The organism is Actinobaculum suis (assembly GCF_900618115.1).
Classification (GTDB): domain Bacteria; phylum Actinomycetota; class Actinomycetes; order Actinomycetales; family Actinomycetaceae; genus Actinobaculum; species Actinobaculum suis.
On the sequence record NZ_UYIO01000001.1, the window covers coordinates 2,288,477 to 2,302,265 of the forward strand.

Annotated in this window: 11 protein-coding genes; 2 read left to right on the forward strand and 9 right to left on the reverse strand. The window is 59.5% G+C overall.

Features of this window, described 5'->3' with window-relative positions:
- Nucleotides 1-22: 22 nt before the first annotated feature.
- Complete coding sequence (locus H8274_RS09805) at nucleotides 23-1,429, reverse strand: N-acetylglucosamine-6-phosphate deacetylase (protein WP_244924592.1); 1,407 nt, start codon at nucleotides 1,427-1,429, stop codon at nucleotides 23-25.
- Between the two features lie 531 nt (nucleotides 1,430-1,960).
- Between H8274_RS09805 and H8274_RS09150 the strand changes: the two genes are divergently transcribed.
- Together H8274_RS09150 and H8274_RS09155 are read left to right on the forward strand one after the other, a co-directional pair.
- Complete coding sequence (locus H8274_RS09150) at nucleotides 1,961-2,776, forward strand: sulfite exporter TauE/SafE family protein (RefSeq protein WP_221884794.1); 816 nt, start codon at nucleotides 1,961-1,963, stop codon at nucleotides 2,774-2,776.
- A gap of 161 nt (nucleotides 2,777-2,937) precedes the next feature.
- Nucleotides 2,938-3,666, forward strand: a complete 729-nt coding sequence (locus H8274_RS09155; protein WP_074662735.1) for a GNAT family N-acetyltransferase — start codon at nucleotides 2,938-2,940, stop codon at nucleotides 3,664-3,666.
- 117 nt (nucleotides 3,667-3,783) lie between these two features.
- Here the strand turns inward: H8274_RS09155 and H8274_RS09810 are convergent, their stop codons facing one another.
- The 8 genes from H8274_RS09810 to H8274_RS09195 all read right to left on the reverse strand — a co-directional run bounded on the left by H8274_RS09810 (nucleotide 3,784) and on the right by H8274_RS09195 (nucleotide 13,787).
- Nucleotides 3,784-5,199, reverse strand: a complete 1,416-nt coding sequence (locus H8274_RS09810; RefSeq protein WP_244924593.1) for a PfkB family carbohydrate kinase — start codon at nucleotides 5,197-5,199, stop codon at nucleotides 3,784-3,786.
- A 21-nt stretch (nucleotides 5,200-5,220) separates the two neighbouring features.
- Nucleotides 5,221-6,822 (reverse strand): purine-cytosine permease family protein, encoded by a 1,602-nt coding sequence (locus H8274_RS09165; RefSeq protein ID WP_185934368.1) that lies wholly within the window; start codon nucleotides 6,820-6,822, stop codon nucleotides 5,221-5,223.
- Between the two features lie 234 nt (nucleotides 6,823-7,056).
- Complete coding sequence (locus H8274_RS09170) at nucleotides 7,057-8,181, reverse strand: ADP-ribosylglycohydrolase family protein (RefSeq protein ID WP_185934369.1); 1,125 nt, start codon at nucleotides 8,179-8,181, stop codon at nucleotides 7,057-7,059.
- 131 nt (nucleotides 8,182-8,312) lie between these two features.
- Nucleotides 8,313-9,158, reverse strand: a complete 846-nt coding sequence (locus tag H8274_RS09175; RefSeq protein WP_083078557.1) for a FadR/GntR family transcriptional regulator — start codon at nucleotides 9,156-9,158, stop codon at nucleotides 8,313-8,315.
- A gap of 60 nt (nucleotides 9,159-9,218) precedes the next feature.
- Complete coding sequence (locus H8274_RS09180) at nucleotides 9,219-9,443, reverse strand: hypothetical protein (protein WP_074662726.1); 225 nt, start codon at nucleotides 9,441-9,443, stop codon at nucleotides 9,219-9,221.
- 472 nt (nucleotides 9,444-9,915) lie between these two features.
- Nucleotides 9,916-10,836, reverse strand: coding sequence for a dihydrodipicolinate synthase family protein (locus tag H8274_RS09185; protein ID WP_065414813.1), 921 nt, complete (start codon nucleotides 10,834-10,836; stop codon nucleotides 9,916-9,918).
- Nucleotides 10,837-11,697, reverse strand: coding sequence for an ABC transporter ATP-binding protein (locus H8274_RS09190; RefSeq protein WP_065414814.1), 861 nt, complete (start codon nucleotides 11,695-11,697; stop codon nucleotides 10,837-10,839). It abuts the gene before it with no gap.
- Nucleotides 11,697-13,787, reverse strand: a complete 2,091-nt coding sequence (locus H8274_RS09195; RefSeq protein WP_065414815.1) for a dipeptide/oligopeptide/nickel ABC transporter permease/ATP-binding protein — start codon at nucleotides 13,785-13,787, stop codon at nucleotides 11,697-11,699. The genes H8274_RS09190 and H8274_RS09195 overlap by 1 nt, the downstream gene beginning before the upstream one ends.
- Between the last annotated feature and the right edge of the window lie 2 nt (nucleotides 13,788-13,789).

Here is a 13,789-nt window from a genome sequence, read left to right on the forward strand (position 1 = left end):
CTCAGCGGCCTGTAACTAGCATTTAGCGGCCCGTAATCAGCTCACCTTCGCGCACTACGTGGGTCACGCGATATTCTTCGTCGAGCACGAGGAAGTTTGGTTTCTTCCCGGGTTCGTAGGTGAGCGTGACGCCGGTGGCGGCGTCGAGCCCAAGGGCGCGGACCGGGCCGGCCACGCAGGCGCGAATCGCTTGCGGCAAGGAAAGGCGGCCGCGCCGGGCGAAGAGTCCGAGCTGGTCAGCGAGTACGGATGCCCCACCGGCAATCGAATTGGTGCCCAGCAAGTAGCACACGCCATCCCGAATTTCGACGTCGAGCCCGCCCAGCTTGTACTGCCCGGAACCTAGCCCCGCGGCCGCCAAAGAATCGGTAACGAAGAAAGCCCCCGGCACGATTTCCGCTTCGCTCGCGCCACCGCAACAAGCCTTCGCGTCTTCGCAACAAGCCTTCGCGTCTCCGCAGCAAGTTTCCGCTTCCTCACCGGTGGGAGCTTCCCCGGGCCCAGCGGTATCTCCGCAGCAAGCCTTCGCGTCTTCGCAGGCCGGCCCGGCCAGGTAGAGGTAAACGTCTTCCACTAGGTCCGCAGACAAATGGTGGCTATCGGCGATGAGTTCCACCGCGATTTCGCCCCGCCGTGCCGCTTGCACGTATTCGCGCACCGGGCCGGGAGCCCGATGCTGAATCCCAGGCATCGCATTAAACAAGTGGGTAGCAGTTTGCGGCACGTGATGGTTGCGTAAACCGGGCAGACCTTCCGCCGCAGTAATTGTCACTTCGAGCAGTTCCCGCGCGGTTTCTCCGTCCGCATTTGTATGCCCCCAGCTGGGCACGGCTCCGTATTCGAGCAGTAGCTTGGCCGCTTCCCGCGCATTCCCGGTTTCCGGGGCAATCGTCATGGTTTTGATCCACCCGCGCCCGGCTTCCAACCAGCTACGTAGTTCTTCCAGATTCGCATCGCGAATCACCGCCGGGTTTTGCGCGCCCTTTTTCTCCACCGAAATATAGGGACCCTCCAAATGGATACCCGCTAGGTGCCCCGCCTCGCAATACGGCACCAAAGCATGAATTTGCGGGAGCGGATCGGCCAAAGAAACCAGGGAAGCAAACATGGCGGTAGTTCCGCCCGCTAGATGCGTGGCAATCGCGGTTTCGATCTGCGCCGGTTCGTAATCATCGGAAAATCCGAACCCACCGCCGCCATGGCAATGCACGTCCACCACGCCCGGCACAATATAAGCCCCGCTCACTACCTGCGCGGAGGCTGCTGTAGTTTCTGTAGTTGAGGTTGTGGCCGGCGCCGGAGTGTGCGCGACGGGCGCGCCCGGGCCGGTGGGTTCCAAAACTTCGCTCAGTTCGCCCGCACTGTTGAGCCGTAAGCCGTGGCCGACTTCGCGCCCGTATCCGTCAAAAGTTGTGCCCCGAAATTCCATTTTCGCTTCTCACTTCTATTTAGTGCCCGTGCCCGCGTGCAACTTTGCCGTGGGCTCGCCCCCGATCGTCTTTCCGCCACCACCGATCGCCAAGCGTTTTCTTCTCCGCTACCTATCCCGGTTCCGTTTCCGCCACCTTCCGCAGCCGGCTTCCATTTCCCGGTTTCCCGGTAACGTTCTCTTCCCGGTTTCCCGGTAACGTTCCCTTCCCGGTTTTCCGGTAACGTTTCCGCACTGTTCGCCCAGTTCCTATTCTTCCCGATTTTCGATAACGACGCCGTACTTCCGCCCGTGCCGCGTGCCACGCCCGCAACTTCCCACCCGTCTACCCGCTGGTCCTATTCCTTCCTCCCCCGCATTTCCGAACTAGACATTTTCGGCGCGTATCCTGACCCCGATAACTGCATTCCTGGGCAGTACTAGCCTTTGGCGTTATTTACCTTTGGCAGTGTTAGCCTTTTGGCTGTATTAGAGGTATTTACCCTTGGCGATATCTGTCTGGTGGCTGCGCACGCGAAAGGAGGCCAGCCGATGCTGATTGCGGAAGCGATACTTGTGGGTTTGCTAATTGGCGGCGTAGTGGGCGCTTTGGGGGCAGGCGGTGGGATTCTTTCCGTACCGGCGCTCATATTTTTCTTAGGCTACAGCCCGCATACCGCCGCTGCCGGTTCCCTCGTGGTCGTTGGGCTCACCTCCCTCAGTTCCCTACTTTTCCGGGCACGACGCCGTGAAGTCGCCTGGCGCCGCGGCCTCATTTTCGCCGCGGTGAGTATTCTCGGCACGCTTGCCGGCACGGCCCTCGGCGCGCAGATTAGCGGCCGCCTACTCATGTTTCTTTTCGCCGGGCTTATGGCGGTAGTCGGCGTCGTTATGCTGTGGCGTGCCGCCCGCGCAGGTAAAAGCACCCCCGCAAACTCTGCAGAAAATACTGCAGAAGATACCGCAAACTCGGGAACCCCGCCCCCTTCCGCGTGGCGCAAGATTTTACAAACCGTACTGGTAGCTTTGGTGACCGGCCTGCTCACGGGACTGTTTGGCGTGGGTGGCGGATTTCTGATCGTGCCGGCACTGGTGATGATGGGCATGCAGATGCGGCTGGCTGCGGGCACGTCTTTGCTGATTATGGTCATCACTTCGGTAAGCGGGTTGTTGGCACGGTTGCCGGACGGTTTTGCGGGGATAACCTGGCCGGCACTGTTGCTGTTCGCGGCGGCTTCAATGCTCGGCGGAATGTTGGGCGGGCCGCTCACGCGCAAAGTTTCCAACCGGGCACTAACCGCGGTGTTCGGGATACTTTTGCTGGCAATTTCGGCCTATACGGCAATTTCTACCGCGCTCGGTGGCTAAACCAGCGCCGAGATAGCTCGGTGGCTGAGGCGCGCGCCCCTGTGCAGGCACCCAGATGCTTATATTTTCGCTTAAAAGCGAGTTATTCCCGCCGCTCAAAGTTGGAATTTTCACGGCGGGCGGGCTATGGGCGCGGGCGCTACGCCGGTACCCTGTGGAGCATGGAAACCGTTTTGACTCTGTGTACCGCTGCGGACGTGCCCGAACTGGCACGTATCCGCAGGGTTATCGAGGAATCGATGGCAGCCGAAGGCATTGAACAGTGGCCTGTCGGTTCTTTGCCAGCGGAGGAAATTGCGCGCCTGGTTGCGGATGGTGAGTGGTGGTGCATTCGCGACGGCGCACATATCGCCCTGGCGGTACGGATCCTAGAAGAAGATCCACTTATTTGGCCGGATGGCGTGCGGGCACTCTACTTGCATTCCCTCATGGTGAATCCGGATTATCGCGGGCGCGGGCTGGCCAGCCAGCTTTTTGTAATCCTGGATGATATTGCCCGCGAGCGCGGCCTGCGCCAAATCCGTTTGGACTGTGTGCCCCGGCTTTTGCCTTTCTACGAAAAGCTTGGTTTTATTCAGACTGGTTTCACGCATTCCTGGAATGCTTCAGAAACCGAAATTTCGCATTTGTTATACCGGCCGGTGGGTGCGGCGCAAGGTCAACCGCGCGAAATCCTCGGCCTGAAACTGGAAAAGCGTCAGCGCGAAGCTACCGCTGCGCCTGCTCTCGCAGAACTTTCGAATGCGGGCACGGAATCGGAGATCCGCAATCCTTTGCGTAATGTCTCCGAGGCAGCACAACTACCCTTGGGGCTCCTCACGGATGTACCTTCCGATTACGATCCTGCCGATTTCGAGGTGCCCACGGATTACGAAGCAACGCCCGCATAAGCGGCGGGCTATTGCATAAGCGGCAGCCGCTACTATTTGCGGGCTGCTGCTATTTGCAGGCGGCGGGCCGGCGCTACTTATGGCTAGCTGGCCGCTGATTAATGGGTGGCCGGCGTTTTAGCCAAATGTTTCGAGGGCGTTAGCGCGCTCCGGGCCGATTTCGGTACGCCACTGCGCGTAGGCCGCGTTGAGTTCTTCCAGCTGCGGGCTGGTAGCAGGCCCTTCGCGAGTCACCGCGATCCCGGCGGCCACCCCGGCCCGGGCGCAGGCTAATCCGAGGCTTTCCCCGCGGCACAAACCGGCTCCTAAAACTCCGGCATGGGCATCGCCCGCACCATTCGTATCAACAGCGGTAACGCGTAGCGGCGGCACGAAAATCGCCCGGCTTTGCTCCGGTGTAATATTCCCTCGGAACGAAGATCCGCCCCCTCGGAAAGAGGTTGCCGGTACGGTCGGAACTTTTGCCGCACCTGTAGTTTTTACCGCGCCCGCAACATCAGCCGCGCCAGTAGCATCAGCCGCGCCCGCAGCATCAGCCGCGCCAGTAGCATCAGCCGCGCCCGCAACTCCCGCCGTGCATGTAGCTTCTGCCGCTCCCCTAGCATCTGCCAGGTGCGAGGCTGCGGCACCCGGTTTTTCTGGCAGGGCTAGGGCAACGCCGGCGCCGCCGGCCCGCAATACCACCGCCGCACCGGTTGCCGCACTGAGCTGGCGGGCCCGCCCGAGCAAAACCGCTTCGGTAGGTTTTTCTTCCGCGCCGGCCGGATCTGTTTGCTCCGCTAGCGCCGCGCGAGCAGCAGCTGTTTCCGCGCCGGCCGGTGCTGTACCCAGGCGGGTGAGCAAGACCTGTGCTTCCCACGCATTAGCCGTCACAATATCGGCGCGGGCTAGCACGGCAGCGAGGGCCGGCTCGGGGATCTCCGCTACTACCGGGGCCGGGTCAAAAAGCACGCGCGCGGGGATCCCGGCCGCCAACCAGCGTTGGAGTTCCGCCCGGTTTGCTTCATGCACCAAGGAATATCCGGAAATGTATACCACGTCTTGCGGGCCGGGTGCGGCTAGCGCGTATTGACCCGGGCTTATTACCCCTTCCGCTCCCACGGTCGAAATAAAAGTGCGTTCGGCCTGGTTATCTACCAGGGCCACGCAAAATCCGGTGTCCATATCCGGTACCGGCGCGGCCAAAACCTCAATATTTTCTTCCCGCAAGGCAGCCAGCACAATATCGGCATAAACCCCCTGGCCATAGCTGCCGGCATAGACCACGCTGGCGCCAGCCCGCGCCCCGGCCGCCATAACGTTAAAATCTCCGCCCGCCAGCAAAGTATGCTTCGCAGCAAAAACATCCCCGCCCGGTTCCGGCACGCGGTCTACCCGCATTACCACGTCCACGATTGCCTGGCCGGTATTGATAAACCGACCCGCAGTCTTGCGCACATCTTGGGAGCCCTGGTCGGCATGGTCGTTCGCGGTGGGGGTGGCTCCACTACTGTGGTCGGTAGTGGCCGCGGCTGGAGGGACGGCGTTGTACATTATTTTCCTCCTGCAAAGAAACTAGTTTTCTGCGGTGGTGGCCGGGGCGGTATCTACGGCGTCGTAATCACGTAAGCCACCGCAAAGGAGGAAGACGACGGCCGCTACCACGCCGGCAACCAGCCACCCTAGGCCAGCCTCGCCAATCCACGTGTGCGCGAGGGGGCCCACGAACAAAACTTCTTGGACGCTTTGTGCCACGCCAGTGGCTTCCCCTCCGCTCCCGCTCCACTGGATTTCGATGAAGAGGAAGGCCACTACCGTGCCGATAATCCAGGCAGCAAACGCACGCCACCGCACGCCTCCGCGATACCAGTACGGGCTAGCGGGGGTGAGGTCGAGTAGGGAATCGCGTTTGTAGCTGCGGCGTTTAATCATGTCTACCAGGAACACCGCCGTCCACGCGGAAAGCGGGAGGGCGAGCACGGAAATGAAAGCGATGAAGGGGTCGTAGAAGTTTTCGGCAGCGAGGAGGAATACGAGGGCGAGCACGGTGGTAATCGCAATTTCGATGAGCACCGCGGTGGTGCGTTTGATCCGCACACCCATGGTGATCCAATTCAGCCCTGCCGAATAAACCGATAAATGATTCGAAAGCAGCAGGCCAACGAAGGAAATGAACAGGTAGATGGCGGCAGCCGCGGTGGGTAGAGATTCGCGGATCGTATCCATCGGATTCGGGGAGGCGAGCACGGCGGGGCTGGAAGAACCAATCACCGCGCCCATGGAAATCATAATGATGAGCGGAATACCGGCACCTGCCGCGGCGGAAGCTACCAAATGGCCGGCTCGCACCAGCGGCGATTGGTAGCGTGCCATATCGGCCCCGGAAGTGGACCAGCCGATCCCGGTGCCGGCGGCGATCACGCCAATCCCGGCGATCACTTGCGCCACCGAACCGCCTTCCAAACTCAGCACGCCAGCCCAGTCAATCCGGGTGAGCAGGTATACCAAAATCACGAGGTTGAGGGCGCCAAAAATCCAGGTTGACCATTTCTGTACTTCGTTGATCGCGTTTATGCCCAGCCCGGAAATAATCATGGTGAGAAGCACGAAAAGGAGCACGCCCACTACTGCGAGGAGCGGGGTTTGCCGCGCGGTACCGGGGGTGCCAAATACCAGCGAACAGAAAGTGACAAAAGCGAGCGCCGCGGTGGAGGTGTTCACGGTTTCCCAGCCAAGCCGGGAAAGGAGCGCCATGAGCGTGGGGCCCAAGTTTCCGCGCACCCCGAAAACCGCGCGGGAAAGCGTGAGGGAAGGCGCTCCCCCGCGGCTACCAGCCACCGAAATAATGCCGACGACGGCGAACGAACCGCAAGCCCCCAACACAGCAGCGAGCATGGCCTGCCAAACGTTGAGCCCCATAGCCACGAGCGAGACTCCCAGCGGAAGCCCGAGCACGGAAATGTTCGCGGCGAACCAGACCCAGAATAATTGCCAGGGATTTCCGGTTTGTTCGGAACGCGGCACCGGTTCGATCCCGCGCTGTTCCACCGCGCTTAACGTGCGGCCGGGCGCGGGCGAACCGGATGCCAGTGAGCCGGGTGCGGGCTGGCTGGGTGCGGCCGAATTGAGCGCGGGCTCGCCGCCGGCGGGCTGGTTAGGCAGTGGTTGGCTAGGCATTGGCTGCTGGATAGGTAATGGCGAGCTAGATGTAGATTCGCCGGTTCCAGACGGCGTATTCATAAGAAGTCCTTCGTACGTTTTGAGCTCGGATTTTTCGCGTGTTTTTGGCGCAGATTTTCGTGCTTTTGAGCTCTAGTTGGGTTTGAGCTGTATCCTACCGAGAATTACGCAGCGCGGGGTTTACGTAACAGTGCGAGATTTACGTAGTGCGAGATTTACGTAGAGCGGGCTTTACGCAGCGCGGGGTTTACGTAAGGCTAGGAGGCCGGTGGCGACGGCGTCGATATCAAGGTTTTGTACGCTGCTCATGGTTTCCACCATGTTCGGGGGTAGGGCGGAAAATCCACACAGGGCGCCGAAGATAGCTCCGGCCATGGCGCCGATCGTATCTGTATCCCCGCCCAGTTCAGCCGCAAAAGTGAGCCCGCGAACGATTTGCGTGCCGAAATGTTCCACGATCAACAGGGCACACACTACTGATTCTTGGGAAGCCACCGAAGTGCCAACCACGTGGGCTAGATAGTCGCCAAATTCGGTTTCTGACATACCTTTTACCTGTGTGCGGGCATGTGCAAAACGCGCCGGAATGGACGCCCCTTCACACCAGGTACCGAGCTTTTCGGCTTCGTAAGCACAGGCCAGGCCGGCATCCAAAGCCCGCGAAATCTGGGCGAGCGTAGCAGGCACGGCAGGCTTGGCAGACGCGGCGGGCGTCGCAGGCGCGGCAGACTTAGCAGGCGCGGCCGGCGCCGGGCTATCGATGGCGGCGGATATTGTGGCGGCAATGGCGGCCGCACCGGAAATCCCGAGGTTCGTATTGTGGGTGACGCTGCACGATTCGGCCACGGCGGCGAGGAAACTTGCTGGTTCGGCAAGAGAGTTCGCGATTCCTACGGGTGCTACTCGCATGGCCGCACCATTCGTGGTGCCAGCCTTTCCGGTTTCGTGCGGCGAAGCTCCGGCGCGAAGTGCTTCCAGGGCGCGTTTGGTGGAAGGGCCAAGTAGGTCTTTCGAGCCGGTCGCGATCATTTTTTCTTCCCACTCCATGAGAGCAGTAGCAAAATCTAGGGGCGCTACGTGCCCCTCGCCGGCTATTAACAGCCTGCCGAGAATAAGGGCTTGATCCGTATCGTCGGTTACCGAGCCGGCAGGCATTCCCGGTGCTATCGGTTGGTTCGCAGCACCTGCCACAAACCCTGATATTTTTCCGTAGGTTTCGCGGATCGCCTGCCGGGACATGGACTGGGTGGGCATTCCCAAAGCGTCCCCGAGCGCCAAACCCCACAGTGCACCCCGGGCGCGATCCAGCTGAAGCTCCGCAAAATCTGTGTTTTCTGTGTTTTCTGGCCGTGTCATACCCTTAGCCTACGCGTAGTGGCGGAGGCTAGAATCCGCTCTGGCGTTAGCAGCACGCCGGCGCGCTCCTACGGAATCGGCGACTGCCCAGCTACAAGCACGCCGTCGTTACTACCGGCGCGCTGCTTCCTCTACGCGTAGTGGCGAAGGGTGTGGGCTTCGATAATGCTTTCGAGGGGCCGGTAGTGGTCGTTTATGGCCCCGCGGTACGCGAAAATATCGCCGGCTTCCGCGGCGTCCAAAATCCGTTCGTGGGCGCGCGCAGTTTCCAACATTTGGGGATTGCCTTCGGTCCCAATATCTTGCATGGAGATGCAATGCACCACCCACAAGGCCGTAACCATTTGGGAAGCCACACCATTATCCAGAGATTCGGTCAGGCCGATATGGAAGCGGATATCTTCCTCCCAGAACCGTTCCCCGCGGAGCGCTTTCTCCTTCATGTTTTCCACGATTTGCCGCAAATCCTGGTTTTTGGTTCCCCGCAGAGCCGCCACAATATCGGTACTCATCCCCAAATCGAGATAGCGGCGCATATCCACAATCTTTTGGATTGCTTCCGCATCCGGGCCCTCTTCGATAGTGGCCCGCAAGAGCAAAGTTTCCACCAGCGGGGTGAAAGACATTTGCCCCACTACCGTGCCTCTTCCCTGCCGGGAAGAAACCACGTCCAAAGCTTCCAGTTTCGAGAGTGCTTCGCGCACCGAAGAACGCGAAACCCCCAATTCTTCGCACAGCTGTGCTTCGGTAGGAAGTGGGTCACCGCTCGAAAGCTTGTGTTGCACGATATAAGACTTGATCGAGTTCATGACGATATCCGCCCGGTGGGAAGCTTTCTTTCGCGGGCCCGTTACCGCTTCTACCGCTAACAGCGCCAACTCGCTATCCTGTGTGCCTTCGTATTTGCTATTCTCGGCGCTGTTTTCTTCCCGCGGCGCATTGCTTTCCGTCTCCGTAGTTACACGCTTCTTTGCCATAACTCTCCCCCTCACCTCGTACTTCTGTGCGCTGCTGTCCCGCTGGCTCGCACTACTTTGCTATTCGACTTTTCTGGTTCCTGGTTTTCCGGTTCCGGTTTTTAGTTTTTGGTCTCGGTATCTGACCTTGATATCTAGTTTTGGTCTTGGTACCTGGTTTTGGTTTTTTGGTTTTGGTTTTTTGGTTTTGGTTTTCGGTTTTGTTCTGTTGCGTGTGGCATCCGCATACCAGCCCGGTAGCGGCGCTGCTTCCGTGTAGCTTTCTGGCAGTTGCACCTTCGCCACTGCCGGAAAACATTTTTTCCTTTCCGCCGGTGAAAGCGAGAAATGAAGATTTAACAGAGATTCTATAAGACGTCAGACAAATTTCCCATGCCGTACCATAATGCGCACATTTTCTGACAGTAGGTCATATTCGCGGCTTTGCTTAGGTGAGCTTCCACTCGGCCATGCTTCAATTATGCAAGAGAGCATTACGATAGCATGCCCTAATTTGTCAGACCTATAGGCTGCCGTAGTGCCGACATTCCGGAAGAAAGCACTGCCGGGGCCGAAAAGCACTGCCGGGGCCGAAAGGAGAATACCGATGGGGGCTGGAAGGAAACCGTGTTCCTTTCAGCCCCCATCGTTGTGCAAGTGCCCAGGTTTTATTTGCGTGTGCGGATTATATGTTTACACCAGGGCGTACCTGCACTCCCTGGAAGAGCGGGGAGGAGCCGGGTACCGTGGCGGCCAGTAGCCCAGTTACCTCCTGACCTTAGAGGAGCCCCTCCGCGGTGAGGATGTGGCGAACAGCCTCCATATCCTCGCCTTCCAGTGCTTCCACCGGGCGCGGCATCTGATTCGATTCGATTACGCCCATGAGCATGAGCGCCGTCTTGAACCCGCCTACTCCCACGCCAAAACCGCGGGTAGCTTTCGCTACCAAAGCTACGCGCATGACTCGCGCCAGGTAGTCTTGAATTTCTCGCACTTTTTCCCAGTTGCCGGCTTGGAAAGCTTCCCACTGTTCCACGTAGGGCCGTGGGATCACATTTGCCAGGCCCGGCACCGAACCGTCTGCTCCCGCCATGTAGGCGCCATCTACCACTACTTCGTGCCCGGTCATCACGGACAGCGGAGAACCAGCTTCCTGGTTCGCCGCGCACAGATAGCGGAAGTTTACGTCGTCGCCGGAAGAATCCTTCACGCCGGCCAGTACACCGTCTTTTGCAAGCCGCATGACGAGATCAATGCCAAGCTTCTTGTGGACGCATACGGGCAGGTCGTAGGCGAAGAGCGGCAAATCTACGGCGTCGTGAATGGCGCGGAAGTTTGCTTCATCTTCCTTTTCCGAACTGAGGGCGTAGAACGGCGCGGTAGCTACGATCGCGTCTACTCCGATAGCTTTCGCTTCGCGAGCATTTTCGACCATCCGGTCCGTTTGAATATCCACGATCCCGGCTAGTACGGGCACGCGCCCGTCCACTACTCGCACGGCAGCTTCAAGCACCTCGCGGCGCCGCTGCGCGGTAGCAAAAGCTACTTCACCGGTGGAACCGAGGAAGAAGAGACCGTGCACTCCTGCTTCCAGCATCCGCTTCACATTGTTCTCGAAAGACTTTTCGTCGAACTCGCGCGCGGCTGTAAGCGGGGTAATTACCGGCGGGATCACTCCCCTAAATCGTTGCTCAGCCATTTATTTGTTTCCTCCCAAGTCGGGGTGTAGAAGAGACGGGGTGGCTGCGAGGAGGGTCCTCGTGTACTCGTCCTTCGGGTTATGAAGAACCTGTTCAGCAGGGCCTTCTTCAACGAATTCACCGCGGTTCATCACGGCGATCCGGTCTGATATATAGCGGACAGTTTGAATATCGTGCGAGATAAACACCATGGACATGCCGAGCTCCGTCTTCAGATCTGAAAGCAAGTTCAAAATCTGGGCGCGCACGGAAACATCCAGCGCGGAAGTCGGTTCATCAGCAATGATCACATCCGGTTCGATCGAAAGGGCACGGGCAATAGCCACGCGCTGGCGTTGCCCACCAGATAACTGGCCCGGCAAAGCCTGCAGTGCCGATTCGGGTAGTCCCACGAAGGAGATCAGTTCCCGCACCCGCTTTTCCCGCGATTCGGCGTCGCCAATCTTGTGCACAAGCAGGGGATCAAGCAGCTGATCGTGCACGCTCATGCGGGCGTTGAGAGCGGTTGCCGGATCTTGGAAGACCACGGAAACCACGCGCCCGATAACTTTGCGTTGCTTCGCGTTACGGTGTGTGACGTCTTTCCCGCGGAAAAATACTTTTCCGCCGGTGGCCTGCTGCAGGCCACACATCACGTTTGCGGTAGTGGATTTTCCGGACCCGGATTCACCCACGATACCGATCGTTTCCCCGGGGAAGAGCTTCAGGTTCACGCCGCGTACGGCATGGACCTTATTCGGCCGGAAAATACTCCCGGTACGGGTGGTGAAGCTGACCTCCACGTCCTTGAGTTCGATGAGCGGTTCCCCGCTTTCGATCCGCGCAAGTTCATCCGCGGAGGCGATGCGTTGTCCCGTCATTACTGTGGCTCCTCTCCCGTTTGCGTGGGGCTGGATTCGCCGGTTTCATCCGCAGCGCGCCGGCCCGGTTCTTTACCGGTGCTAACGAGGAGCGGATCCACGTATTCCTTCTGCGCCACTTCTCCGGCTTCCGGATGCCCGGCGTAGAAGTGCCAGGTATCGGGTACGCGCAGGAGCGTGGGCTTGGTTGTAAGTCCCACCGTGGGGTGCGAGGAACGCGGCGCGAAGCGATCTCCGGAGGGGAAATCCTTCGGGGAAGGCACGGTTCCGGGCACTTGGTGGAGCCGGCCGGAGCCAGCCTCGATAGAAAGTACGGAGCCGAGCAGGCCGCGCGTGTATTCGTGGCGCGGATCCATGAGCAGTTCCTTCGTAGAGGCCTGCTCCACTACCTGCCCCGCGTACATCACGGTGATGTAGTTAGCAACTTCGGCCACGAGTGCCAGATCGTGCGAAACGAAGATCATCGCGAACCCGAGCTTTTCTTGCAGCCGGTTGAGCAGGTCAATCACTTGGCGTTGCACGGTCACATCGAGCGCCGTCGTCGGTTCATCAGCGATAAGCAACTTCGGATCGCGGGTGAGCGCCATAGCGATCAGTACGCGCTGGCGCTGCCCACCCGAAAGTTCGTGCGGATACGATTCGAGCGTGCGCTTAGGATCGAGCTCTACCAGTTCCAGCAGTTCTTCCGCGCTCCGGGTACCGCCCCGGCTGGTCAGCTGCTTCATTTGTGTCTTGATCAGCATCGAGGGGTTGAGAGCGGAAAGCGCATCCTGGTAGATCATGGCGATTTCATTGCCGCGGAGCTGGTTGTGTTCCTTGGGGTCCATGCCCACAAGGTTCTTATCTCCGTACCTGATTTCGCCGGAAACTGTTGCCTCCTGGGGCAACAGCCCCATGATGGAGAAAGCGGTAATCGACTTGCCGCACCCGGATTCGCCCACGAGCCCCATTGTTTCTCCGGGGCGTACCGCGAAGGAAACGTGATCGACGACGTCGATATCGCCGTGCCGGGGGAAGCGAATGCACAGGTCCTTGACCTGGATAACCGGTTCGCCTTCGCCGCTGGGCAGGAAGCGATCGGTCCGTTTGGATTCCACGTACCGCAAGCGGGCGAGCCGTTCCACGAGCGCTTCGTGCTGCGCCTTGTAAGCGAGCACCGGATCGGCGATCAGCCGGTCGGCTTCGGAACGAGATTCGGCCCCGGCGGTTTCGTCCACCGAGCTCTGACCCTTCGGGGCCACCACCATGGCGTCCGTGATGCCTTCGGAAAGGATATTCAGGCACAGCACGGTGATCATAATGGCCAAGCCGGGGAATAGTGCCTGCCACCAGCGCCCGGCCATCACGCCGCCTTGCGCATCGGAAAGGATATTGCCCCAGGTGGGAGTCGGTTCTTGAATGCCGGCCTGGATGAAGGAAAGCGAAGCTTCCAGCACGATCGCGTCTGCCACCAGCACGGTTGCGAATACCATTACCGGTGCCGCGCAGTTACGCACCACGTGCTTGATCAAAATCCAGGGTGCTCGCGCACCGGAAACGATAACCGCGCGCACGTAGTCCTCGCCGTATTCGGAAAGCACATTGGCACGTACCACGCGGGCTAGCTGGGGTATGTAAACCACCCCGATTGAGATGGAAATACTGAGGAGGGAATTGCCGAAGACCACCACGAATACCGCTACCAGGGCGATACCGGGGATAGCCATTACGACGTCCATGCACCGCATGATGAGTTCGGATACCCACTTGCGGGAAACCGCGGCGGTTGCACCGATAATCGAGCCGAATAGGACGGCAATGAAGAGGGCTACAAAGCCCACCACCAGCGAGTAACGGCCACCGTACATAACGCGCGAGAGCACATCGCGGCCCTTATCGTCCGTACCGAAGAGGTGTTCTCCGGAAGGGCCCTGCTTGGCGGTGAAGATCTCCAGCGGATCGTGCGGGGCGAGGAAGTTGGCGAAGATAGCGATGAGAATGATCGCGAGGATCACGAGCAAGGAGATGCGAGCTCCCCAGGACATCGCCCGGAAACGCCGGAAGCGTACCGGCTTGTTTTCTAGTTTCTTGGTTAGCTTTTTGCGTCCCATCG

What these genes read in the sequence shown, in the direction of transcription:
- H8274_RS09150 (WP_221884794.1), top strand. Translation starts at nt 1,961, where the DNA reads ATGCTGATTGCGGAAGCGATACTTGTGGGTTTGCTAATTGGCGGCGTA.
- H8274_RS09195 (WP_065414815.1), bottom strand. Translation starts at nt 13,787, where the DNA reads ATGGGACGCAAAAAGCTAACCAAGAAACTAGAAAACAAGCCGGTACGC.
- H8274_RS09175 (WP_083078557.1), bottom strand. Translation starts at nt 9,158, where the DNA reads ATGGCAAAGAAGCGTGTAACTACGGAGACGGAAAGCAATGCGCCGCGG.
- H8274_RS09185 (WP_065414813.1), bottom strand. Translation starts at nt 10,836, where the DNA reads ATGGCTGAGCAACGATTTAGGGGAGTGATCCCGCCGGTAATTACCCCG.
- H8274_RS09805 (WP_244924592.1), bottom strand. Translation starts at nt 1,429, where the DNA reads ATGGAATTTCGGGGCACAACTTTTGACGGATACGGGCGCGAAGTCGGC.
- H8274_RS09155 (WP_074662735.1), top strand. Translation starts at nt 2,938, where the DNA reads ATGGAAACCGTTTTGACTCTGTGTACCGCTGCGGACGTGCCCGAACTG.
- H8274_RS09165 (WP_185934368.1), bottom strand. Translation starts at nt 6,822, where the DNA reads ATGCCTAGCCAACCACTGCCTAACCAGCCCGCCGGCGGCGAGCCCGCG.
- H8274_RS09170 (WP_185934369.1), bottom strand. Translation starts at nt 8,181, where the DNA reads ATGACACGGCCAGAAAACACAGAAAACACAGATTTTGCGGAGCTTCAG.
- H8274_RS09190 (WP_065414814.1), bottom strand. Translation starts at nt 11,697, where the DNA reads ATGACGGGACAACGCATCGCCTCCGCGGATGAACTTGCGCGGATCGAA.
- H8274_RS09810 (WP_244924593.1), bottom strand. Translation starts at nt 5,199, where the DNA reads ATGTACAACGCCGTCCCTCCAGCCGCGGCCACTACCGACCACAGTAGT.